Below are 22,730 nucleotides of genomic sequence, written 5' to 3' on the forward strand. Positions count from 1 at the left end.
CGCCACCGGTTTTGACGCCGTCGCCGCCGAAGGTGGCAGTGCTGCGGTGGAAGCCGTGGGTGCCGCCCACGACGCTGGCGTCTCGGCCTTTGTTGGCGAAGAGCTGGCCAAGTCCGACCGTCCCGAGCTGGCCTCGGCGAAGATCGTCATCTCCGGTGGCCGTGGCATGCAGAACGGCGACAACTTCGAGATGCTGTACAAGGTCGCCGACAAGCTGGGCGCTGCCGTGGGTGCCTCGCGCGCTGCGGTCGACGCCGGCTTCGTGCCGAACGACATGCAGGTCGGTCAGACCGGCAAGATCGTTGCCCCGCAGCTGTACGTGGCGGTCGGCATCAGCGGTGCCATCCAGCACCTGGCCGGCATGAAGGACTCCAAGGTGATCGTGGCGATCAACAAGGACGAGGAAGCACCGATTTTCTCGGTCGCCGACTATGGCCTGGTCGCTGACCTGTTCGACGCGGTTCCGGAGCTGGACGGCAAGCTGTAAGTCACAAGCTAAAAACCTCTAGCGGCAAGCTTATGGCCTGTAGCTGAAAAAACCCCGACTCTCACAAGTCGGGGTTTTTTACATATGACCGCAAATAACTTCCTGCTTGATGCTTGCCGCTAGAGGCTTGCAGCTTGCCCCCTCTCCGCTCGCGGTTTTTCGTCTATGCTGAGTTAACCTTTCCTTACTCAATGCCTTTTGCAATGTGTCTCACCATGAGTAGAATGCTATTCTGACGTGCGAAATCAAAGCGCCATTTGATTTCGCACTGCGAAACTATAATCACAATATAGGCAACTCCATGGCAATACGACTTCGTCATCTGGCTTCAGGTCTGGTGCTGGCACTGGGGGTCGCGGCTACCGCCGTTGCGGATAGCGCGCTGCCTCGCGTGATGGTGTGGACCGCCTACGGTACCGGTTCCGCCGGTTATGCCCAGGCCGCTGCCCTTGGCGGGCTACTGAAGCATCAGGAAGGCAGCAATATCCGTATTCTGCCCGGTCGCAATGACGTGTCACGGATGATCCCGCTGAAAACCGGTCGCGCTGATTACTGCCTGTGCGGTATCGCCAGCTATTTCGGTCAGGAAGGCATTTTCCTGTTCAACAAACCCGACTGGGGACCGCAACCAATCCGCATGGTGCTGGCCTCGCAGGGCACCCAGAGCTTCGGCCTGGCGGCCGCCGCAGACACCGGCCTGACCTCGCCCAGCGAGCTGCGTAACCGGCGCCTGGTGTTCATTCGCGGGGCCGACTCGATCAACATGATCACCACGGCGGTGCTGGCCTACGCTGGCCTGACCTGGCAGGACGTGCGTCGCGTCGATGCCGCCGGCACCAACGAGGCTATCGAGATGCTGATCAACGGGCATGCCGATGTGATGCCGATGTCCACCCGTACGCCGCTGATGGAACGTATTGCCGCCAGTCCGCGAGGTGTCAGCTGGCTGCACATGCCTAATAAAACCGATGAAGACAAGGCAGCCTGGGATCGCGCCCAACAGGTCATTCCCTACTACACAGCGCAAATCGAAACCCGTGGTGCTGGCGTGTCTCCCGAAAACCCCTGGCATGGCGGCGGCTATGCCCTGCCGATTCTGGTGACCAATGCCGATCGCAGTGCTGACGAGATCTATGCCCTGACCCGCTTTGTCGACCAGAACTACGAGCATTTCAAGGACCTGGCCCCGGGCGCCGACGGTTACGCGCTGGACCGGCAGGTGTACGACTGGGTAATGCCCTATCACGAAGGCGCCGTGCGTTACTTCCGCGAAGCGGGCGTCTGGTCCGATGCATACGAAGCCCATAACCAGGATCTGCTGCGCCGTCAGGAAGTGCTGATGAGCGCCTGGCAGGAGCAACTGGCCGGCGATCATGCAGACAACTTCCAGGCCAGCTGGATGAAACGCAGAGCCCAGGCACTGACCGCCGCCGGCTTCGACCCCGGTTTCCGCCGCTGAGGCCATCCCGTCAGGGGGTATGACTGCCCAGACATACCCGGAACCCGTATTACGAGACCCTATCCATGTCAGAAGAACAACAGGAAGCACTACGCAATCCGCTCACCGGCGTACTGCTGCGCATTGTCGCGGTGCTGACGGCAGCACTGGCGATCTATCACATCTTCAACTTCGGTGCGCTGACCGGCTATACCATGCTGACTGGCGAATATATTTACGGCCTGCTGGCGATGATGCTGCCCATGGTATTTATCGCCATTCCTGCCGGTCGCGGCAGGAGAGTCAACCCGGTGCCCTGGTATGACTGGATGATGGCACTGGCCAGCGCCGGCTGCTGCCTGTTCTTTATCAGCAACCAGTCAGTTTCAGTGGATGAGGGCTGGGAGTACGCCGCTCCAGAGCATGTGGTCTGGTTCAGTCTGGCGCTGTGGCTGATCGCCCTGGAGGCCACGCGCCGCTGCGGCGGCTGGCCGATCTTCGTGGTGGTGTTCCTCGCCTCGATCTTCCCGATCTTCGCCGGCCGGCTACCAGACAGTTTCGCCGGCATCTCCACTCCGATCGATCTGGTCGCCATCTATCACACCAACAGTGATGAAAGCCTGCTCGGCATTCCCTCGCAGGCATTCGCCAATCTGGTGATCGGCTTTCTGCTGTTCGGCATCGCCCTGCAGCGCACCGGCGGCGGCAAGTTCTTTATCGACCTGGCCTTTGCCCTGCTCGGCAAGGTGCGCGGTGGTCCGGCCAAGGTGTCGATCTTCTCCAGCGGCCTGATGGGCTCGATGTCCGGCAGCGTGGTGACCAACGTGCTGACCACCGGCCCGCTGTCGATCCCGGCGATGCGCAAGGTCGGCTTCTCCAGGCCCTATGCCGCCGGGGTGGAAACCTGCGCCTCCACCGGCGGGGTACTGATGCCGCCGGTGATGGGCGCCACCGCCTTCGTCATGGCGACCTTTCTCGATATTCCCTACGGCGAAATCGCCCTGGCGGCGGCGATTCCCTCGGCACTGTATTTCTTCGGCCTGTTCGTACAAATTGACTTCTACTCGGCACGCAACAAACTCAAGGGGCTGCCGGCCATTGATCTGCCTCGGGTCAAGGACACCCTGAAGGAAGGCTGGCACTACATCTTCGTATTCGCCTTCCTGATCTGGATGCTGCTGTTTATGAAGCAGGAGGCGATTGCACCCTTCTATGCCACCGCCCTGCTGCTGGTGATCAACCAGTTGCGCAAACACAGCCGCTGGCGCTGGAAGGACTTCAAGGACTTTGCCGAATCCTGCGGCGCGCTGTTTGCCGAGCTGACCGGGTTGATGGCCGGGGTCGGCCTGATCATGGGTGCGCTGGCGGTATCCGGCATGTCCGGCACCATCGCCAACGACCTGCTGTTCATTGCCGGCGGCGACATGTTCGTGCTGCTGCTGATGGGCGCACTGACCAGCTTCATCCTCGGTATCGGCATGCCGGTAACCGCCGCCTACATCTTCCTCGCCATTGCCCTGGCACCGGCGCTGATCAACGGCGGCATGAACCCGATGGCGGTGCACATGTTCATCCTCTACTGGGGCATGCTCAGCTTTATCACGCCGCCGGTGGCGATCGGCGCCTTTGCCGCCGCCTCGGTGGCCGGCTCCAGTCCGATGAAAACCAGCTTCGTGTCGATGCAGATGGGCAGCATCATCTACTTCATTCCGTTCTTCTTCGTGCTGGAGCCGGCACTGGTGTTGCAGGGCAGCGGTGCCGAGATTGCCAAGGCGATCGCCTGTGCGGCAGCCGGCATCCTGCTGGTGGCCGGCGGATTGCAAGGCTACCTGCCGAAGCTCGGCGACCTGAGTGAACGCGGCTGGCTGCACTGGCCACTGCGACTGCTGTTCATCTTCGGCGGCATGCTGCTGGCGATGCCGCACAACCCGCTGATCAACATGAGTGAGCTGCAGCTGTTCGGTTTGTCCTTCGCGCTGATCGCTGCGGGCGTACTACTGACCCTGGCGCACCGCACACTCAGACCCGCCTGAATCTCACTGCGCCCCTGTATGGGGCGCATCACCCCGGGCCGACCAACCGCGCACCGTCCTGGTGCGTGGCTGGCCGTATCACCGCCTGCATCCCCCACAATTCGTTGCAATACAGCTGGCGCAGTTCTTGCGTTGCCAACCTCAGATTATCCGTAAGGCGAGGCAAGCAATGCACAGAATCCAGCAGACTATGGCACTCACCGACAGTGAACGCGGCTGGCTGCCGTGGACCGGCAACACCAGCAAGTGGCGGATGGGCTGGGCCTGCTGGCTGAACCGCGCCCGGCTTGGGCAATTGCAGGAAATCTTCGAAAGCATTGCCGACACCCGGGTACGCCTGCTGCAACAGTGGTGTGACAACCAGTGGAGCACCCTGCACAGTCTGGCCGAACAGTTGCAGGCCGACCTTGCACATATCGACGATACACTGCTGGCGCGCCTGCGCCAGCGCATGCCGGATGCCAGCGAACTGCTGTTGCTGGATACCACCGGACAACCGCTGTACTCCAGCGCCGGCGACCTGCCGCTGGGCCTGCCCGGCGCCGCTGTACAGCGTGGCCTGCGTCAGGCCTTCCTGCACGGCCCCTATGTGGACCCTCGCACCCTGGCACTGGGACCAAGCACCTCGAGCTTCCATGATGCGGTAACCCTGATGTTCTATTTGCCGCTGGAGAGCGGTGGCTGCCTCTGCGCGCGGGTTCCCAACGACGTGCTGGGCGACCTGATTCAGCGTGAGGCTGGACATGTCTACCCGGAATCCGGCGACAACTATATCTTCATGGTCGAGTCGCGCTTTGACCCGGCCATCGAGCCGGGCCGCGCACTGTCGCGCTCGCGCTTCGAGGACAGCACCTTCAGCCACGGCGACAACCTGAAGGACGGTATCGCCACGCGCTGGGGCAAGGTGCGGGTGCAGGCGCACACCGAACTGGAGCTGCGCTTCACCGACCCGGCCACCGGCCAGTTGCACCCCGGTGTGCGCGAAACCATCCGCCACGGCAGCAATCTGTATGTTGGCTATCCCGGTTACTCCGACTACCGGCACATTCCGGTGATCGGCAAGGGCGTGACCTTCAGCCTGCAGGGTTCGGCGGACCGCTGGGGCATGATGTGCGAGGCCGATCTGCAGGAGGTCTACCGCTACCGCTCGCTGAGTTACAACCTGATGCGCCAGTTCCTGCTGGTACTGACGCTGATCGCCGCAGGCCAGTTCGCGCTGGCCTACCTGCAGCCGGGCAATGGCTGGCAGCTGGTCGGCAGCCTGCTGTTGATGGGTGCTGGTGCACTGTGGTTCCAGCGAATGGCCACCCGCAAGCTGGCAAGGCGTCTGGGGCGCATGACCGAGATCATCCGCAGTATCGCCGAGGGCGGCGGCGACCTGCGCCAGCGGCTGGACAACAGCCGGCTGGTACCCGATGAAAGCGGTGAGCTGGGCCGCTGGGTCAACAGCTTTATCGACAACCTCGACAGCATAGTCGGTCGGGTCAAGCACACCAGCAGTCATGTGCTGGACAGCAGTTCGCAGATGCTGCAACGCAACCAGCTGATCAGCCAGAGCGTGGCAGACGTCAGTCGCGATATTCAGCGCATGCTGGAAATGATCGAACAGCAGCTGGCCAGCCTCGATGAAACCACCCGGACCGCCGGTCAGATGCGTGACAGCCTGGGCAACGTGATGGCGGTGGCACGCCGGCAACTGCAGGATGTCATCCTAGGCACGCAGAAGATTCGCGATACCGTGGCGCACTCCGCCAGCACCGTGCAGCTGCTGGACCAGCGCTCGGCGGAAATTGCCGGGATGGTCTCGCTGATCACCGACATCACCAGCCAGACCAACCTGCTGGCACTCAATGCGGCCATCGAGGCGGCCCGCGCCGGCGAGCACGGCCGCGGCTTTGCCGTGGTGGCCGATGAAGTACGCGCGCTGGCAGCGCGTACCGCCAAGGCGGCTGCCGATATCAGCCAGGGCATTGCCAGCATCAGTGACGCCACCCGCCAAGCGGTCGGCCAGATGCAGCGTGGTGTGGCGGAGGTGGACCAGCAGCTGCAGCAGACCGATAATGCCGCCGCCGAGAATGCCGCCCTGCAGCACAGCGTGGAGTCACTGTTTGCGCTGATTGCACGCATGGACAGCAACAGCAAGACCCACGGCCAGCAGGCCGCCCGCGTGGCACAGGCCACCGGTGCGATGGCCGCAGTGATGCAGACCCTGCAGGGCAGCTCGGTGCAGGTCCGCGAGACCGCCGAACAGCTGAGCCAGCTGTCCGACAGTTTCCGCGTCAGCAGCGATCGGCAAACCCGGTATACAGGCAGACCATGTCGCCCGGCTCAACCACCACAGCATCGGCCTGCATGATCTGCTGCAGACGGGCATGATCGACCAGCACCCGCTCCCGGCCACAGTGCCGTTCCAGGTCGATCAGCACGGCACGGCCGCTGACCGCCGTTTCCGCCATTTTCTCGATGCCCAGGCGCTCGGCACTGACGCCTTCCAGTGCATCGGCGTGCCCGGCCGGCCCGCGAATATCTTCGCCGGCGCGCCAGCCGTTGTAATACAGCGGCTCGGACACCCCATCGCCATCTGCATCGAACAGCCCGCCGACATGCGACAGCGCATCCCATTGAGTCGAATACTGGGTGTACAGCAGCACCGCATCGTCGCTGACCACGTCGGTGAACTGCGAATTGATGCGCTGCAGTTCGAAGTTGTAGTTAAGCTTGTCGCCACGCCCGGAGGTAAAGCGCCGTGGCGGATGACGCAGGCGGTTCAGTGCATTGCCGCCGGGGTAGTCGAGCGGCAGGCTGAGGCAGAAGCTGCGCCCCTCGCGCACCTCGGCCACGCCCTGCAGCACCTTGTCCGGGGTCAGCAGGTTGAGCCGGCCGAGTTCGTCATCGGGACCGAAGTCCCCCCAGTTGGAGCCTTGCGGTCTGTGCTTCCAACGCATCTGCTGTCCTCCGTCCTGTTTCCCCAAACATGCCACGGCTACAGGTAAATGGTCAGCACTATCAGTGTGACTGTTGGGAGATCATGACTGCCGGTCGGGCAGACCATGCAATTGGCAACGGAACTGGCTATCCTGTGCGCCCTTTTTTCTTGTCTTGCAAACAGGAACCCTCGCGATGTTGAAAACCCCGGAACTGCTGGCCCCGGCCGGCACCCTCAAGGCCATGCGCTTTGCCTTCGCCTATGGCGCCGATGCGGTCTACGCCGGCCAGCCACGCTATAGCCTGCGCGTGCGTGAAAACGACTTTCACAACCCCGACGTCATGGCCGAAGCGATTGCCGAGGCGCACGCACTGGGCAAGCATTTCTACCTGGCCAGCAACATCGCGGCGCACAACAACAAGGTGGCCACCTACCTGAAGGATCTCGAACCGGTGGTGGCAATGGCACCGGACGCGCTGATCATGTCCGACCCCGGTCTGATCATGCTGGTGCGCCAGCACTGGCCCGACCTGCCGGTGCACCTGTCGGTGCAGGCCAATGCGGTGAACTGGGCCACGGTAAAATTCTGGCAGGATCAGGGCATCGAGCGGGTCATCCTGTCGCGCGAACTGTCGCTGGAAGAGGTCACCGAGATCCGTGAAAAGTGCCCGGATGTCGGCCTTGAGGTATTTGTCCACGGCGCCCTGTGCATTGCCTATTCCGGTCGCTGCCTGCTGTCCGGCTATTTCAACCACCGTGACGCCAACCAGGGTGCCTGCACCAATGCCTGCCGCTGGAAGTACGATGTGCAGCCGGCCACCGAAACCCTCGAGGGCAACCTCGAACCTGTGGCACAACCGGTGCACATCCTGCACCAGAGCGACAAGCCGGATGAGCCGATGGCCATCGAAGAAGACGAACACGGCACCTACATCATGAACTCCAAGGATCTGCGTGCAGTACAGCATGTGGAAAATTTCGTGAAGATGGGTGTCGACTCGCTGAAAATCGAGGGCCGCACCAAAACCCACTTCTACGTCGCGCGAACCGTGCAGACCTACCGCAAGGCGATTGATGATGCGGTGGCTGGCCGCCCCTTCGACATGCGCCTGATGGATGATCTGGAAAGCCTGTCCAATCGTGGCTATACCGAAGGCTTCTATCGCCGCCACCCGCACGGCGCCTTCCAGACCTACGAGCACGGCAATTCGCGGATGACCCGTCACCAGTTTGTTGGCGAGGTCCTGGAAGACGACGGCAAGTGGCTGCGCATAGACGTGAAGAACCGCTTCGAGGTCGGCGACCAGCTGGAACTGATGAGCCCGCAAGGCAACCACAGCTTTGTCCTGTCGGAGCTGATTGACCGCCACGGCCAGCCCGGACAAGTCGCGCCCGGTACCGGTCATGTGGTCCGCATTCCGCGCCCGGAGGGCTTCAACGGCGACCCGCAGTTCAGCCTGCTACTGCGCTGGCTGCCGGAGCTGGCACAGGCGGCGGAGCCGGCCTGATCCGACCCGGGGTGCCGCCTGCACGCGTCGGCGGCACCTTCAATCTTGACCAACCAGACACACTGCATGAAAATGCCGGCGCCGCGAATCGCCGGTGCCAACGTGAGGCCGACATGGACCTTCCCAGTAGATGCCCGCTAGACCAGAACCCCCTGTTTGATGTGGATTCTGCCCGCACGCGCGACACCGGAACGTTCAGCCTCCATTGAGGTCAACTCCGAGGCGCCTGCAGGCTGCCCCAATGGAGTTGACCCATGACCTACAACCTTGTTGCCGACGCCCTGCGTGCCGCCATGGCGCGCCAGGACGGAGAAGCCATCTGCCGCCTGTTGAGCGAGTTGCGTCCGGCCGACCTGGCCGAATTCCTGCGCCAGGAACAGCCACGCGAAGCCCTGCAACTGTTCCAGCAACTGCATACTGCCCAACGCGCCGAAGTATTTGGCTATCTGCCGGCTGAAGCACAGCTGCAACTGGCCGAAGTGATGGACGACCATGCGCTCAGCCAACTGCTGACCCGCATGGACGCCGACGAGCGCGCCGATCTGTTCAAGCTCTTCGATGCCGAGCGGCAGGAGCGTATTCTGCGGGGCCTGGCTCACCATGAGCGGGAAGACCTGCGGCGCCTGTCCAGCTATGCCGAGGGCACCGCAGGCTCGGTAATGACCAGCGACTATGTGGTGGTGCCGGCCGACATGAGTGCCCGCGATGCGCTGGAGCACATCCGCCTGACCGCACCGGATGCCGAGACCATCTACCAGATCTATGTGCTGGATGCACAGCAGCGCATTATCGGCACCCTGTCGCTGCGCGAACTGATTCTTGGCCGGCCGCAGGCACCGATCAGCGAGCTGATGACCCGCGATGTGGTCTCGCTACAGGTACATGCCACCCAGGAAGAAGCAGCCCGGCTGATCTCTCGCTACGACCTGATGACGCTGCCGATCATCGACGAAGCCCAGCGCATGATAGGTATCATCACCTACGACGACGCCCTGGATGTGGTCGAGGAAGAAGCCACCGAGGACATCCACAAGGGTGCCACCATCGGCAAGCTGGAAGGCGGCCTGCGTGGTGCCAGCCTGTTTACCCTGTACCGCAAGCGTATCGGCTGGCTGGTACTGCTGGTGTTTGCCAATATTTTCTCCGGGGCAGGCATCGCCTATTTCGAGGACACCATTTCTGCCTATATCGCACTGGTGTTCTTCCTGCCGCTGCTGATCGACAGCGGTGGTAATGCCGGCTCCCAGGCCGCCACGTTGATGGTACGGGGTCTGGCCACCGGCGATGTGCGTTTTCGCGACTGGGGGCGGCTACTTGGCCGTGAACTGGGGGTGGCTTCCGCCCTGGGCCTGACCATGGCACTGGCCGTGTCAGGTTTGGGCTTTATCCGTGGTGGCGAACAGATCGCCCTGGTGGTGGCCCTGAGCATGGTACTGGTGGTGATGATAGGCAGCCTTATCGGCATGTGCCTGCCGTTCCTGCTGCAACGCCTGAAGCTGGATCCGGCAACCGCCTCGGCGCCGCTGGTCACCTCCATAGCTGACGCCAGCGGCGTACTGATCTACTTCGGTATAGCCACTGCAATCCTCGGTTTGCCCGACGTCTGAGCCAATGCCGGGACTCGCGCCCGGCGCGCCAACATGTTCTACTTGTGCCCTTTTTTGTGACAGGAAACGTTCTCTATGGATTGGCTGCAAGTCATCGTCCTGGCCATAGTGCAAGGCCTCACCGAATTCCTGCCCATCTCCAGCTCGGCACACCTGATTCTGGTGCCGGAGCTGACCGACTGGGAGGATCAGGGCCTGGCCTTCGATGTCGCGCTGCACCTGGGCAGTCTGGGCGCCGTGCTGATCTATTTCCGCCAGGACCTGCTGAACATGACGCGCAGCTGGTTTGGCTCGCTGGCGACCCGTCAGCTGGATGCGGATGCACGGCTGGCCTGGGCCGTCATCCTCGGCACCATACCGGTGGGCCTGGCTGGACTGGCCTTCAAGGGCACCATAGAAACCGTACTGCGCTCACCACTATGGATCGCCGCCGGCCTGATCGGTTTCGGACTGCTGCTCGGTTATGCCGACTGGAGGCACCGCGGCCAGCGCGAAGTCACCCAGATGAACTGGAAGGATGTGGCGCTGATCGGCATCGCCCAGGCCATCGCGCTGTTCCCCGGCACCTCACGCTCGGGCATCACCATGACTGCCGGCCTGCTGCTGGGCCTCAGCCGGGAAGCCTCGGCACGCTTTTCCTTTTTGCTGTCGATTCCGGTGATAGTGCTGGCTTGCGGCCTGGAGGCCAAGGGACTCATCCAGTCGGGCGCCAGTGTCGACTGGGGCTTTATGGCTGCCGGGGTGCTGCTGTCCGGCATCAGTGCCTATCTGTGCATTCATTACTTCCTGGCCTTTATCAAACGCATCGGCATGCAGCCCTTTGTGATCTACCGGATCGTGCTGGGTGTAATGCTGTTGTGGATTTTCATCTGACGGAGTTTTCATGGCCCCTGTTCGTCCCTATACCCTCTGGTTAGTATTGCCGTTGCTGCTGACCCTGCTGGTCGGCTGCTCGTCCCGCGACAGCGAAATACACCGGCTGGAGGGCGCCATTTTCGGCACGTTCTACCAGATCAGCCTGAATGCACGACTCGACGACCAGCGTCTGGATCAGCTCCAGCAAGGCGTGGAGGCCGAGCTGGAGCTGATCAACGCGAGCATGTCGACCTACCGTGAAGAGTCCGAACTGAGCCGGCTGAACCAGCAACCGGTTGGCGAGTGGATGGCTATCTCCGCCGAGCTGATGCAGGTACTCCAGGCCTCGCAGGACATATCTGCCGCCAGTGACGGTGCCTTTGATGTCACCGTCGGATCGCTGGTCAATCTATGGAGCTTTGGCCCCGAGGCACGTCCGCTCAAGGCGCCTGAAGATACCGAGTTGCAGCAGCGCCTGTCGGAAATCGGCTGGCAATCGCTGGAGCTGGATGTTGATGGCCTGCGCGCACGCCGTACCCGCAACAACTATGTCGACCTGTCGGCAATTGCCAAAGGCCATGCCGTAGACCGCGTGTCAGCCTTTCTGAAAAGCCAGGGACTTAACGATCATCTGGTGAATATCGGCGGCGACCTGATCGCCAGTGGCTGGCGTGACAACCAGCAGCAACCCTGGCGGATTGGCGTGGAGCTGCCGGACAGCAGCCAAAGCCAGGTAGCGCGGCATATCCTGTCGATCAGCAACCTGTCGGTAGCCACCTCAGGGGATTACCGCAACTACTTCGAAGCCGACGGGCAGCGTTACTCGCACACCATAGACCCACGCAACGGCCTGCCGGTACAGCACAACCTGGCTTCGACCACGGTACTGCATCCGTCCAACATGCTGGCCGACGGCTGGGCCACTGCACTGCTGGTGGTCGGTCCCGATATTGCCAAACAGCTAGCCGAACAGCATGGCCTGATGGTGTTGCTGTTGGCCCGCACTGCCGAGCAGGGCTGGGAAAGCTGGGCCTCACCGGCGCTGCTGGCAGAGTATGGCGAGGAACAGCTGAAGCCGCTGGAGTAACTGACAGGTAGTACAGTTCACCAAACAAAAAGGCCGCAGTGATAACTGCGGCCTTTTTGCATCACGCCAAACAACCCGTCAGAAACTCAGATCCAGCTTGGTCCACAGGGTGCGGCCCGGTTCGTTGAAGCGCACCGGGTCGGCGGGGAAACCCAGCCCGGCGTTACCGCTCATGTTCAGGTGCTCGCTGTAGGCGCGGTCGAACAGGTTGTCGACACCGGCACTCAGGCGCGCCTGCGGACTGACCTGCCAGGCGGCGTTAAGTGCCAGCGTGGCAAAGCCGCTGCTGTCTCCCAGGTCACGCCCGACCACGTTGCCGCGATTCTCGGCCACCCGGGTCTGGCGAGCCACGCCACGCAACAGCAGGCCTGCGCTCCAGTCCGCCTGTTGGTAGTTCAGACTGAAACGGGCCTCCAGCGGCGGCATCTGCGGCAGGGCCTGACCATCGCTGCGGTTCTTGCCCCAGGCCCAGGCCAGGCTGGACTCGGTGCTCCAGTTGCCATTCAGCCGGTAGTTACCACCCAGCTCGGCACCCATGATGCGCGCATCCACGTTCTCCACCGAGGTGAAGATGTGGCCGCTGGGCATGCGCTGGTAGTTGAACAGCAGGTAGTCATCAATGCGTCCGGCGTAGGCTGACAGCCAGCCCTTGAAGTCGCCCTGACGGTATTCCAGCCCGACATCCAGCTGGGTGGTGCGCTCCGGGTCGGCCGTTTCGAAGGCCTGTACCACGGCCCCCGGAGCCGGTCCGACACTGGGCGAGAACAGCTCCCAGTAATCCGGGAAGCGCTGGCTGTGGCCAATACCGGCATACCAGCTGACCGCCTCCAGGTCCTGCTCATAGCGCAGGAAGCCGCCCGGCAGGTTGCTGGCACGGGTCTTGTCCGCACTCGGATTGTCCCAGCTGATCATATTCGGATTGCTCAAGCGGGCACGCCGGTCAGTGGCACTGGCGCGGTCAACGCGCAGACCACTGATCCAGCGTTCACCCTGCCCCTGATCATGGGTCAGCTCGGCAAACAGTCCGTACTGGCGAAACTCGGCATCGGTCACTGCCGGGAAGACATTGTAGTCGGTATAGCCGGTCATCATGCTGAAACGTGAACTGCGCCGGCGATGCTCGTTGCGCTGGGCATCGGCACCCGCCTGCAGTTGCCAGTCGGACCAGCGCCAGTCACTCTGCAGCCGTGCCCCCAGCGTGCGCCGGTCAACATTGGTGGCCATCGGGTTGCGCATCATCATCATCGGCGAGCTGGTGTCCGGTGTGCGCAGGGTAAAGTTGTCCATCACATGGTCGGCATAGTTGTAGTACAGCTGGGCCTGAATGGCCTGCAGGGCGCCCATGTCCAGGTCACGCTTGAAGCGCAGGCCCAGACTCTCGCGCTTGAACATGCTGCCGTCCATGCCGCGTCCGGCATAGGCTGCCTCGGCATCACCGCCGCCGGCAGTCAGCTCCAGCAGGGTCTGGTCATCCGGTGTCCAGCCCAGCGCCACATCAGCATTCCACTTGCTCCAGCTGGAATGCACCCGGTCACCGTTGCCATCGCGGTAATCGTCCGAGCGGGTACGGTTGGCCCCCAGGCGCAAGTAACCCTGACGGTTGCCGGCGGCGCCATCCACCAGCAGGTCGCGGCGGGTGTTAGAGGCCGCGGTGGCACTGGCATTCAGCCGCGTACCGGGCTCTTCAAAGTTTTCCGGGCTACGCTCGAACAAAATCACCCCGGCCGAGGCACCCGGCCCCCAGAGCACGGTTTGCGGGCCTTTGATTACCTGCAGGCGATCGTAGGTCTCCGGTGCGATATAGGAGGACGGCGAGTCCATGCGTGACGGACAGGCACCGAGCATCTCACCGCCATTACCCAGCAGCTTCAGACGCGAGCCGAACATGCCACGCAGGACAGGATCATTGTTGGTGCCACCACCGCGAATGGCGGAAAAACCGGGGATGGTTTTCAGGTAGTCGCCAGCATCACTGGCCGGTATCGGCTGACGCGGCAGGCGCGGGTCGGTCTCGAAGCGCAGCGGCGAGCTTTGCTCGACCCCGGTAATCACACGGGGTGCCAGTTCCAGCGCCTGGGCGTTTTCGGCGGACTGTGCATGCTGCTGATGGCCGGCAGTCTGGGCTGCGGCATGCGCAGTCAGGCCGGCAAGCGCCACAGCCAACAGGCTGCGGGCAAGATTCGGTTGATTCATGTGGGGTACTTCCGTTGGTCAGATCGTACAAGCGGGTTCAGGGCACTGGCATGGCTCTGCGGCCATTGGTGCATAAGAGGGCGCCGGCAACGACCATCCGGGCAGGCAGAGAGGAGGAGAGCTGCGCGGATGGTCGTGTCGCCCGAGGCGATCAGACCAGAGCAGGGGGTGCGCGGGGATTCAGCGGCCGCCAGGGCGGCGCTGCCGGCAGAGCGAAGAGAAATTCAGACGGTTCGGGAGCCTCGGCAACCGGCGGGACCGGCGACAAGCGCCAACCACTCGAAGCGGCAACCACCGCGGTGCCGCTGGCACACAACGGACAACCCAGCGAAGCCGACAGGTTGTTGCCCATATCGACATTGTCGGCTGTCGCCAGCAACGGGTCGGCGCCACTCACCGCACAGTAGGGCATCACTCCATTCAGCAGCGCGCCACTGCCCTGTCCGTGCTGGAAGCAGCAGGCATAGACCTGGAAGATCAGCAGCCAGCCCAGCAAGGTCGCCAGGGTGGCTCTGTGGTCACGGCTGATAATGTTCATGCTGTCAGTGTAGGCGATCGCCCCTGGTTTTTTCTTGATCTGCGACAACTTGACACTCCGCGCCTACAATAGCATCAAGCCATCAAACTGACCCATGTCAATCATTCCCGTCATGCCCTGTGCTTCAATACGCTTGCATCAGCAGACTAACAACAACAGCGCAACCAGGACTGCGCGAACAATCCGCTTGCGCACAGGAGATTTGATCGAGCATGGGCACACTGCACCGGCTGGTCTGGCAAAAAATTAAAGAGCTGCTCCCTAATGAGCTGCAATCCAGCGAGCTGCGCTGGCTGCTCAGCCCCGGGCCGCACATGTCCCTGCTGACCCAGCGACGTGCCACCCTGATCGTCAATCGTGTGCGCCTGTTCGCTTTTTTGTTTGCAGTACTGACGCCTCTGTGGAGCGTTATCGATCTGGTGGTATTCCCTTTTCCGCTCTGGCTTAGCCTGGCCGGGCTACGACTTATGGTGTGTATTGCGTTTATCTGCGTACTGCTGTTCTACAAGCCCAGTGGTGACATGCCGGATGCCTACCGCTCGATAGCTATCCTGTTTGCCATACCCACCGTCTTCTACATCTGCTCGCACACCTTGCTGGGCAATTACCAGCTTGCCGAAATGTCTGCCGCCGTAGGCGCCGGGTATGCGTTCCTGCCTTTTGTACTAATGGCCGGGCTGGCTATCTTTCCATTGACCCTGGTGGAAAATCTGGTGATGGCCAGCGTGCTGTTACTGGCCCATGCCTTTGCCGGTTACCTGAGCTGGAGCACATTGAACTGGCCGTCGTTTGCCGGTGCCTTCTGGCTGCTGATGCTGATTGCCGGGGTCACAGCACTGGCCTGCACCAGCCAACTGGCCTTCCTGATTGCACTGGTACGCCAGGCGGTGCGAGACCCGCTGACCGGCGTGCTTTCACGTGGCAGCGGCGAGGAAATTCTCGCCCGCCAATGGGCGCATTCCTTGCGCCATGACAGCCCGTTGGCCTTGGCTTTTATCGACCTGGACCACTTCAAACAGATCAACGACGACTATGGTCACGAGACCGGTGATCAGGCGCTACGTCAGGCCGCTGCCCATCTTGGTAGCGCCCTGCGTGCATCCGACATGCTGATCCGCTGGGGAGGGGAAGAGTTCCTGCTGGTCATGCCGGACACCCCTGCCGGCGCCGCACAACAGGCACTGGCAAGGCTGCTGGCAGGCGGCTTGGGTACACGCCCGGACGGGGCGCCACTGACCGCCAGCATTGGTCTGGCGGAACGCCAGCGGGACACGGCAGACAGCGTGGAACGCTTGCTGGCAGAGGCCGACCACCGCATGTATCGCGCCAAACAGGCCGGGCGCAACCAGCTGTGCCTGACAACCTGACAGAGCGCGTCAGTCGGCTCGCAGCTCGCTCAGCCGGGCAGTCCACCACTCCACATAGTCTTGTGCCGGCAATGGTCGGCTGATCAGGTAGCCTTGAATCTGGTCGCAACCTGCGGCCACCAACCAGTCAAGCTGTGCCTGCTGCTCGACACCCTCGGCCAACACACACATGCCCAGCTTGTGTCCGAGATCGAGTATGCCCTGCACCAGTCCACTTTCGGCGCGCTCTACCGGCACCCCTTGCATGAAACTGCGGTCTATTTTCAGCTTGTGCAGTGCAAACCGCCGCAGATAGGCCAGCGATGAGTAGCCGGTGCCAAAATCATCCACACTGACCCGCACCCCCATATCGCACAGGGCTTTGAGGGTGTCCGTGGCACGTGCCACCTGTTGCACCAGCGCACCTTCGGTGATCTCCAGCTCCAGCGCGTGTGCCGGGAAACCGCTATGCGCCAGCGCCTCGCGCACCAGCGCAACCACATCATGGTGCATAAACTGGACAGGGGACAGGTTTACCGCCAGGGTTTCCAGCGGCAAGCCCTGGTCCAGCCAAAGCCGGCCCTGACGACAGGCCTGATGCAAGACCCAGGCGCCGATAGGCACAATCAGGCCACTGTCCTCGGCCAGCGGTATAAAGCGTACAGGAGAGACGTCGCCGTGCTCGGCACTGTGCCAGCGCAGTAACACCTCAGCACCCACCACACGCTGCGCCGGCAGCTCAACCAGCGGCTGGAAAACCAGCGATAGCTCTTCCTGGGCTATCGCCCGACGCAGCGAGCGCTCCAGCTCGAAGCGCTCGCGCGCGGCAGTGGTCAGGCACGGCAAATAGTGGCTGTAGCGATTACGGCCGCGGGACTTGGCCTGATACATGGCCGCATCGGCATTGCGTACCAGCTCCTGGGCATCAGCACCATCGGCAGGGTATAGGGCAATGCCGATACTGGCGCCGATAAACAGCTCCCGGCCATCTTCCAGCAAAAGAGGCTGCTCCATCTGCGCCAGCAGGTCCCGCGCTACCAGCGCCGCCTGGGCCGGCGACTGCAGCTGTTCCAGCACCATCAGGAACTCATCACCACCCAGACGCGCCAACGTGTCCTCGTCACGGCAGCGTCCAGCCAGGCGCGCGGCAACAGCCACCAGCACAGAGTCACCAAACAGGTGCCCATGGCTGTCATTAATGGTCTTGAAACGATCAAGATCGATAAAGAGTACCGCCAGACTGCCGCCACGGCGCCGTACCCTGTCCAGCGCATGCTCCAGCCTGAGATTGGCCAAGGTTCGGTTGGGCAACCCGGTAAGGCTGTCGTAATGGGCCATGCGCCGCAACTGGGCCTGATGCCCCGAAACGAACCGGATCAGCAACTGGGAGCCAAACAATACGCCAAGCATCAACACAAATACCGCTATGGCATACAGTGGTGCTCGCTCAGCAAAGACTTCGCCAAACCGCTTGGCCTGGACTGCAACCACCAGAACGCCCTGCTCATAGGTGCTGCGCACCCAGGCACCAAGCATCTTCGGCTCGCCATCGCCTGCAGATGGCAGCGGCACCCACCGGGGCTCATCGGTGACCCGCGACAGCAGCAGCAAAGCCATGGGGTCTGCATCGCCCGGCAGCAGCAATTGCGGACGCAACGGCCCCTTCAGGTGCGTGGAGATGCCATACCCGTCCCATAGTTCAAGCAGGTTGAGAGCCTGCTCCTGACGACTCTGGTTGACCGAATTCTGCTCCACAGCCATTGCCACCAGAACCAGAAGCAGGGTGCTGATGAAGGCCAGGCCGTTAACAGCCCAGAACTTGAAGTGAAGCGGCAGACGCCGGAGCAAAGGCATGCATCAACGACCATGATGTCAGAGTGCATCCATAGTAGAGACAATCGGGAATATCACATTGACCGTAATCAATAAAACACCTGGAATGGATCGCTCAGACAGATTACGACCAGCGCGTCACAGAAATCCCTGCATCAGTTCTAACTCGGCCGCCGGCACCGGCCGACTGTACAGATAACCTTGCCCCAGCCCGCAACCGAAGCCCTGCAACAATTGCTCCTGCTCGGCAGTTTCCACCCCCTCCGCCAGCACCTCCAACTGCAGGCTGTCACCCAGCGCGATAACCGCGCGGGCAATAGCGCTATCGTTGCTGTCGCCCGGCAGACCACGCACAAAATCCCTGTCGATTTTCAAACGGCTCACCGGCAATCGCTTCAGGCGCATCAACGAGGAATGGCCGGTTCCAAAGTCATCAATCGCCAGGCGCACACCCAGCGCACGTAAACTGTCCAGCACTTCGATACAGCGATCATCCTGCTGCATCAATTCGGTTTCGGTGATCTCCAGCTCGAGGAAGGTTGCCGGCAAACCCGTTTCCTTCAGCACCTGCTGCACAACAGGCACTACCTGGCCACGATCAAGCCAGCTGCCGGACATATTCACAGCCAAACTCGAAAGGGCGCAGCCGCTCGCACGCCACGTCTGGAACTGGCGACAGGCATGGCGCAGCACATATTCGTCAATCGCCGGCATCAAACCCGCCTGCTGAGCTACCGGCAGGAACCTGTCCGGTGCCATCAACCCGTGCTGCGGATGCTGCCAGCGTACCAAGGCCTCGACCCCGCTGAAAAAATCACCGCGCAAATCCCGCTGCAACTGGTAATACACCACCAGCTGTTCGCTGTGCAGGGCAACATGCAGGTCGCTTTCCAGCGCGATCATCTCGCGAGCTCGCTCGGTCAGTGCATGGGTATAAAAAGCATAGGTACCGCGCCCGTTGGCCTTGGCCACAGATACCGCGGTGTCAGCATTGCCAAGCAGTTCGATATCCCCTTCGCCGTCCTCCGGATAGACGCTGATCCCCAGGCTCGCGCCAAGATGGAGACGCTGGCCCGCGATCTCGAACGGCCGCTGGAAGGCATTCAGCAGCCGGCGGGCGACCGGTGTCAGATCCTCTGCCCGCTGTAAATCCTCAACCAGCATAACGAACTCGTCACCACCCAGACGAGCAAGGGTGTCCTGCTCGCGGCAGCGCTGATGCAGTCTGGTCGCCACCTCTTGCAGCAACTCGTCACCGATGGCATGACCGAAGCTTTCGTTGACGCCCTTGAAACGATCCAGGTCGATGAAGATCACTCCAAGATGCCCGTGCAAACGCCGGGCACGCTGAATCGCACTGTCCAGGCGCTCACGAAACAGCAGGCGATTGGGCAAACGGGTCAGCGGATCGTTATGCGCAAGGAAGTCTATCTCCTGCTGTGATCGCTTGAGTTGACCGATATCGGCAAATACCACCACATAGTGGCTGAGCTGGCCATGTGCATCCATCACCCGGCTGACCGTCTGCCATTGCGGATAGGCCTCACCATCCTTGCGTCTGTTCCAGGCCTCGCCCTGCCAGCTGCCATGGGTTTCCAGCTGCCGGCATATACTGGCAAGCAGTGCAGCATCCTGCCAGGTACTGTCAAACTGGCGCGGATGCTGCCCCAGCACCTCATCCTCGGTATAACCAGTGATACGACTGAATGCCGCATTGACGCTGACGATCTGTACCTTCGCATCAATGATCATCACGCCCTCGGTGGTACTGCCAAACACCACCGAGGCCTGACGCAAGCGCTCTTCATCCGCCACCTGATCCGTGACGTCACGGGCAGTGCCTATCATGCGCAGCGCACGGCCTTCGGCATTGCGTTGTGCCTGGCCACAGAGTTCGATCCACAAGTAGTGACCCTGGCGGTGACGCATCCGCACCCGGATGGCCAGTCGCTCACTCTGCCCACGCAAATGCTCGAGCAACTCGCTACGCAGCGGCTGCTGGTCTTCGGGATGCACGTGCGGCCAAAAATGCTGCTCAGCGCGCAGCGGCTCGGGACCGGTCAGGCCAAGAAGCACCCGACACCGCGGTGAATAATAGGCGCTGCCATTTTCCAGGTTCCAGTCCCATACACCGTCATTGGCACCGGTCAGAGCCAGCAACAGTCGCTCCTCGCTGAGACGCAACTGCCGTTCCTGCTCACGCCGGCTGCGCAAATGGCGCAGGCTGAGAAAGTACAACAGGCAGGCAGTCACCAGAACAAACAGCAGCCCCTTCCAGGTTTGCGCGCGCTGCTGGGTCAACTCATCCAGCCCAACCAACACCAGCGCACGGTCGCTGAACAGAATCCAGCCGCCCGCAACTGCGGCGTAGATCAGCGCTATATGCCAGGCACTGCGGTTGGAAGTCATGCTGATGGGCCGATCCAGAATCAGGTATGTATGTCTACTATAGCTGAAGGATCGTCAAACACATTCACTCAGGCTATCCTGTAGAGATAAACCATCAGGGTTACAGGGAATGCGCAACCTGCTGCTGCTCGGCGCCGTACTGCTGTTTTCAGGCACAGTCGGCGCCTCAACCATCTACAAATATACCGATGCCAACGGCGTGGTCACCTATACAGACCGCAAGGTGGCTGGTGCCAAGGTAATGGTGTTCCGTGATCGCATGGTCGAGAATACCGAACGCCATGTACGGGTCACCCGCGACCGCCACGCTGGTGGCGAGACACTGGTGGTTCACAACGATCTGTGGGCCCCGGTGGAGGTCGAACTGTCTATCACCAATCAGGGTAATACCACCGGCGTACCGGAAAAGCCGGTGCGCTGGATTCTGCCCGCACGCCAGCAGGTTCGACTGGTGACTCTCGGCAGCAGTGATGGCCAACCGCCCCGCTACACCCACACCCTGCGCCATGCACTGGGTGACCCTAGAGCCCGACCTGTTGTCAGCCGTTACCCACTGCCCTGGGTCGGCGGCCCCTTCCGCATAACCCAGGGCCCAGGTGGCCAGTACAGCCATACCGGACCACGCGGACGTTACGCTATCGACATTGCCATGCCCGAGGGCACACCGATCGTTGCGGCGCGTGGCGGCGTGGTGGTGAAAACCGAAAACAACCAGAACGGCCGCGGCAACAACCCCGCCGGCAATTTCGTACGCATCCTGCACGATGACGGCACCATGGGCGTCTACCTGCACCTGCAACAGGGCTCGGTTGCGGTACGCGAAGGACAACGGGTAAGCACTGGCAACCTGTTGGCGCGCAGCGGTAATACCGGCAACAGCACCGGCCCCCACCTGCACTTCGTAGTGCAGCAGAATACCGGGATGCAGACGGTATCCATTCCCTTCGAGTTCAGTCAGCCGGTAAACAGCATGCCCAACTTCGCCCTTGGCGGTGAGGGTCCCTGAGTTCACGGACGCCTGAATTCAGCCAACAAAAAACCCGCCGCAGCGGGTTTTTTGTCAGAAACCAGGACCTTATTTGATCTTAGCTTCCTTGTACATCACATGCTTGCGCACAACCGGATCAAATTTCTTGATCTCGATCTTGTCGGGGGTAGTGCGCTTGTTCTTGTCGGTAGTGTAGAAGTGACCAGTACCGGCAGAGGAAACCAGACGAATGAGCTCACGCATGATGGTTCTCCTTAGACCTTTTCGCCACGGGCGCGGATTTCAGTCAGCACGACATCAATGCCGCGCTTGTCGATGATGCGCATGCCCTTGGCACTGGTGCGCAGACGCACGAAACGCTTTTCGGATTCGACCCAGAAGCGATGATACTGCAGGTTAGGCAGAAAACGACGCTTGGTTCTGTTGTTCGCGTGGGAAACGTTGTTCCCGACGGCCGGCCCTTTGCCGGTTACCTGACATACTCGAGACATGTTAAACCCTCTCCAACCACGTGCCCAACCCGAACTGGTTGGAAGCCAAAAGAATTCGTTTGCCAGCCGGGGCAAAAGCCTGAAGACATGCCAAAAAACGGCAATGACAGGTACGGCCCCGAGAAGAGCGGAGCTTTATACCAAAATCACCGCCAAGCCGCAATTATTTTTGCAATTAGAGCAGTCCGCGCTCGGCAAAGGAAACCGGCTCGCCATCACCTATCACCAGATGATCCAGCACCCGGATATCAACCAGCGCCAGGGATTCACGCAGCCGCCGGGTCAGGTGCAAATCGGCCTGGCTCGGCTCGCTGACGCCGGACGGATGGTTGTGCGTCAGGATCAGCGCCGCTGCATTATGCGCCAGCGCCCGCTTGAGCACCTCGCGCGGATACACGCTGGCACTGTCGAGGGTGCCGCGAAACAGCTCCTCGAAGGCAATCACCCGGTGCTGGTTATCGAGAAACAGGCAGGCAAATACTTCATGCGGCAACGCGGCCAGACGGCTACGCAAGTAGCGCCGCACTGCCCCCGGCGAGGTCAGCGCATCACCGCGGCGCAGCTCCTCGAACAGATGGCGACGGCCCATTTCGATCACCGCCTGCAATTGTGCGTACTTGGCCGGTCCGAGACCGGCATGGCTGGCGAATTCAGCCAACTCTGCCTGCATCAGCTGACGCAGGCTGCCAAAGGCTGAAAGCAGGTCACGCGCCAGATCGACCGCACTGCGCCCGGGCAATCCGGTACGCAGAAAGATCGCCAGCAGTTCGGCGTCGGAGAGGCTGGCAGCACCCTGCTGCAGCAATTTTTCACGCGGCCGCTCGGCGGCCGGCCAGTCGGTAATAGGCATCATCAACTCCTTGATAGACAGCCACGTACTTCCTGTTCGTGGCATAGGGTGCGAAGCGCAGTATAGGCGGCTACCGGGAGTGGCGCCAGCGGTCAAGCGCTGTGCTATCGTACCGCTCATTTGTCCACTTTCTGCCTGCTC

At 61.6% G+C, this 22,730-nt stretch carries 18 protein-coding genes; 10 read left to right on the top strand and 8 right to left on the bottom strand.

All coding sequences use genetic code 11. From position 1 onward, the window contains the following. The 4 genes from BMZ23_RS06400 to BMZ23_RS06415 form a co-directional block, all read left to right on the top strand. The coding region (locus tag BMZ23_RS06400; RefSeq protein WP_218143576.1) for an FAD-binding protein at positions 1-487 on the top strand (487 nt) is incomplete at its 5' end. A 301-nt stretch (positions 488-788) separates the two neighbouring features. Further along, complete coding sequence (locus BMZ23_RS06405; RefSeq protein WP_093474297.1) at positions 789-1,946, top strand: TAXI family TRAP transporter solute-binding subunit; 1,158 nt, start codon at positions 789-791, stop codon at positions 1,944-1,946. Positions 1,947-2,011: 65 nt separating this feature from the next. Next, positions 2,012-3,958, top strand: coding sequence for a TRAP transporter permease (locus BMZ23_RS06410; protein ID WP_093474299.1), 1,947 nt, complete (start codon positions 2,012-2,014; stop codon positions 3,956-3,958). Positions 3,959-4,127: 169 nt separating this feature from the next. Next, entirely contained in the window at positions 4,128-6,314 is a 2,187-nt protein-coding gene (locus tag BMZ23_RS06415; RefSeq protein ID WP_093474302.1) for a methyl-accepting chemotaxis protein, read from the top strand. On the opposite strand, the gene BMZ23_RS06420 is transcribed toward BMZ23_RS06415, so the two are convergent. Further along, positions 6,238-6,903 (bottom strand): cyclase family protein, encoded by a 666-nt coding sequence (locus BMZ23_RS06420; protein ID WP_093474305.1) that lies wholly within the window; start codon positions 6,901-6,903, stop codon positions 6,238-6,240. The genes BMZ23_RS06415 and BMZ23_RS06420 overlap by 77 nt on opposite strands. 175 nt (positions 6,904-7,078) lie before the next feature. Between BMZ23_RS06420 and trhP the strand changes: the two genes are divergently transcribed. From trhP to BMZ23_RS06440, 4 genes are all read left to right on the top strand, one after another. Next, positions 7,079-8,392 (top strand): prephenate-dependent tRNA uridine(34) hydroxylase TrhP, encoded by a 1,314-nt coding sequence (gene trhP, locus BMZ23_RS06425; protein WP_093474308.1) that lies wholly within the window; start codon positions 7,079-7,081, stop codon positions 8,390-8,392. Positions 8,393-8,646: 254 nt separating this feature from the next. Continuing rightward, a complete protein-coding gene (gene mgtE, locus BMZ23_RS06430) occupies positions 8,647-9,999 on the top strand; it encodes a magnesium transporter (RefSeq protein WP_093474311.1) in 1,353 nt (450 codons plus the stop codon). Positions 10,000-10,074: 75 nt separating this feature from the next. Continuing rightward, positions 10,075-10,872 carry an undecaprenyl-diphosphate phosphatase gene (locus BMZ23_RS06435; protein ID WP_093474314.1) on the top strand — a complete coding sequence of 266 codons (798 nt, stop codon included), beginning with the start codon at positions 10,075-10,077 and terminating at the stop codon, positions 10,870-10,872. Between the two features lie 10 nt (positions 10,873-10,882). Continuing rightward, the gene (locus tag BMZ23_RS06440) at positions 10,883-11,941 is read left to right on the top strand and encodes an FAD:protein FMN transferase (protein WP_093474317.1); all 1,059 of its coding nucleotides are present in this window, start codon (positions 10,883-10,885) and stop codon (positions 11,939-11,941) included. Between the two features lie 78 nt (positions 11,942-12,019). Here BMZ23_RS06440 and BMZ23_RS06445 read toward each other — a convergent pair whose 3' ends face one another. Both BMZ23_RS06445 and BMZ23_RS06450 read right to left on the bottom strand, forming a co-directional pair. Then, on the bottom strand, positions 12,020-14,134 hold the full coding sequence (locus tag BMZ23_RS06445) for a TonB-dependent copper receptor (protein WP_093474320.1): 2,115 nt from the start codon (positions 14,132-14,134) through the stop codon (positions 12,020-12,022). A gap of 151 nt (positions 14,135-14,285) precedes the next feature. After that, complete coding sequence (locus BMZ23_RS06450) at positions 14,286-14,720, bottom strand: DUF2946 family protein (RefSeq protein ID WP_093474323.1); 435 nt, start codon at positions 14,718-14,720, stop codon at positions 14,286-14,288. Between the two features lie 164 nt (positions 14,721-14,884). Here BMZ23_RS06450 and BMZ23_RS06455 point away from each other — a divergent pair, with 164 nt between their 5' ends. Beyond that, on the top strand, positions 14,885-16,039 hold the full coding sequence (locus BMZ23_RS06455; protein ID WP_093474326.1) for a GGDEF domain-containing protein: 1,155 nt from the start codon (positions 14,885-14,887) through the stop codon (positions 16,037-16,039). Positions 16,040-16,048: 9 nt separating this feature from the next. Here BMZ23_RS06455 and BMZ23_RS06460 read toward each other — a convergent pair whose 3' ends face one another. Together BMZ23_RS06460 and BMZ23_RS06465 are read right to left on the bottom strand one after the other, a co-directional pair. Beyond that, complete coding sequence (locus BMZ23_RS06460; RefSeq protein ID WP_093474329.1) at positions 16,049-17,872, bottom strand: putative bifunctional diguanylate cyclase/phosphodiesterase; 1,824 nt, start codon at positions 17,870-17,872, stop codon at positions 16,049-16,051. Between the two features lie 117 nt (positions 17,873-17,989). Further along, a complete protein-coding gene (locus BMZ23_RS06465) occupies positions 17,990-20,260 on the bottom strand; it encodes a putative bifunctional diguanylate cyclase/phosphodiesterase (protein ID WP_093474332.1) in 2,271 nt (756 codons plus the stop codon). A gap of 109 nt (positions 20,261-20,369) precedes the next feature. Here BMZ23_RS06465 and BMZ23_RS06470 point away from each other — a divergent pair, with 109 nt between their 5' ends. After that, positions 20,370-21,266, top strand: coding sequence for a peptidoglycan DD-metalloendopeptidase family protein (locus tag BMZ23_RS06470; protein WP_093474335.1), 897 nt, complete (start codon positions 20,370-20,372; stop codon positions 21,264-21,266). Between the two features lie 69 nt (positions 21,267-21,335). On the opposite strand, the gene rpmG is transcribed toward BMZ23_RS06470, so the two are convergent. The 3 genes from rpmG to radC all read right to left on the bottom strand — a co-directional run bounded on the left by rpmG (position 21,336) and on the right by radC (position 22,589). Then, complete coding sequence (gene rpmG, locus BMZ23_RS06475) at positions 21,336-21,491, bottom strand: 50S ribosomal protein L33 (protein ID WP_003464575.1); 156 nt, start codon at positions 21,489-21,491, stop codon at positions 21,336-21,338. Positions 21,492-21,502: 11 nt separating this feature from the next. After that, positions 21,503-21,739, bottom strand: coding sequence for a 50S ribosomal protein L28 (gene rpmB / locus BMZ23_RS06480; RefSeq protein ID WP_093474338.1), 237 nt, complete (start codon positions 21,737-21,739; stop codon positions 21,503-21,505). 175 nt (positions 21,740-21,914) lie between these two features. After that, positions 21,915-22,589, bottom strand: a complete 675-nt coding sequence (gene radC, locus BMZ23_RS06485) for a RadC family protein (RefSeq protein ID WP_093474341.1) — start codon at positions 22,587-22,589, stop codon at positions 21,915-21,917. Positions 22,590-22,730: the final 141 nt, after the last annotated feature.

The sequence above is a fragment of the Halopseudomonas yangmingensis genome, assembly GCF_900114825.1.
In the GTDB taxonomy this organism is placed as follows: domain Bacteria; phylum Pseudomonadota; class Gammaproteobacteria; order Pseudomonadales; family Pseudomonadaceae; genus Halopseudomonas; species Halopseudomonas yangmingensis.

Excerpts from the sequence above, each read along its gene's own strand:
- BMZ23_RS06405 (WP_093474297.1), top strand. The coding sequence starts at position 789 with ATGGCAATACGACTTCGTCATCTGGCTTCAGGTCTGGTGCTGGCACTG.
- BMZ23_RS06410 (WP_093474299.1), top strand. The coding sequence starts at position 2,012 with ATGTCAGAAGAACAACAGGAAGCACTACGCAATCCGCTCACCGGCGTA.
- BMZ23_RS06415 (WP_093474302.1), top strand. The coding sequence starts at position 4,128 with ATGCACAGAATCCAGCAGACTATGGCACTCACCGACAGTGAACGCGGC.
- BMZ23_RS06420 (WP_093474305.1), bottom strand. The coding sequence starts at position 6,903 with ATGCGTTGGAAGCACAGACCGCAAGGCTCCAACTGGGGGGACTTCGGT.
- trhP (WP_093474308.1), top strand. The coding sequence starts at position 7,079 with ATGTTGAAAACCCCGGAACTGCTGGCCCCGGCCGGCACCCTCAAGGCC.
- mgtE (WP_093474311.1), top strand. The coding sequence starts at position 8,647 with ATGACCTACAACCTTGTTGCCGACGCCCTGCGTGCCGCCATGGCGCGC.
- BMZ23_RS06435 (WP_093474314.1), top strand. The coding sequence starts at position 10,075 with ATGGATTGGCTGCAAGTCATCGTCCTGGCCATAGTGCAAGGCCTCACC.
- BMZ23_RS06440 (WP_093474317.1), top strand. The coding sequence starts at position 10,883 with ATGGCCCCTGTTCGTCCCTATACCCTCTGGTTAGTATTGCCGTTGCTG.
- BMZ23_RS06445 (WP_093474320.1), bottom strand. The coding sequence starts at position 14,134 with ATGAATCAACCGAATCTTGCCCGCAGCCTGTTGGCTGTGGCGCTTGCC.
- BMZ23_RS06455 (WP_093474326.1), top strand. The coding sequence starts at position 14,885 with ATGGGCACACTGCACCGGCTGGTCTGGCAAAAAATTAAAGAGCTGCTC.
- BMZ23_RS06460 (WP_093474329.1), bottom strand. The coding sequence starts at position 17,872 with ATGCCTTTGCTCCGGCGTCTGCCGCTTCACTTCAAGTTCTGGGCTGTT.
- BMZ23_RS06465 (WP_093474332.1), bottom strand. The coding sequence starts at position 20,260 with ATGACTTCCAACCGCAGTGCCTGGCATATAGCGCTGATCTACGCCGCA.
- BMZ23_RS06470 (WP_093474335.1), top strand. The coding sequence starts at position 20,370 with ATGCGCAACCTGCTGCTGCTCGGCGCCGTACTGCTGTTTTCAGGCACA.
- rpmG (WP_003464575.1), bottom strand. The coding sequence starts at position 21,491 with ATGCGTGAGCTCATTCGTCTGGTTTCCTCTGCCGGTACTGGTCACTTC.
- rpmB (WP_093474338.1), bottom strand. The coding sequence starts at position 21,739 with ATGTCTCGAGTATGTCAGGTAACCGGCAAAGGGCCGGCCGTCGGGAAC.
- radC (WP_093474341.1), bottom strand. The coding sequence starts at position 22,589 with ATGCCTATTACCGACTGGCCGGCCGCCGAGCGGCCGCGTGAAAAATTG.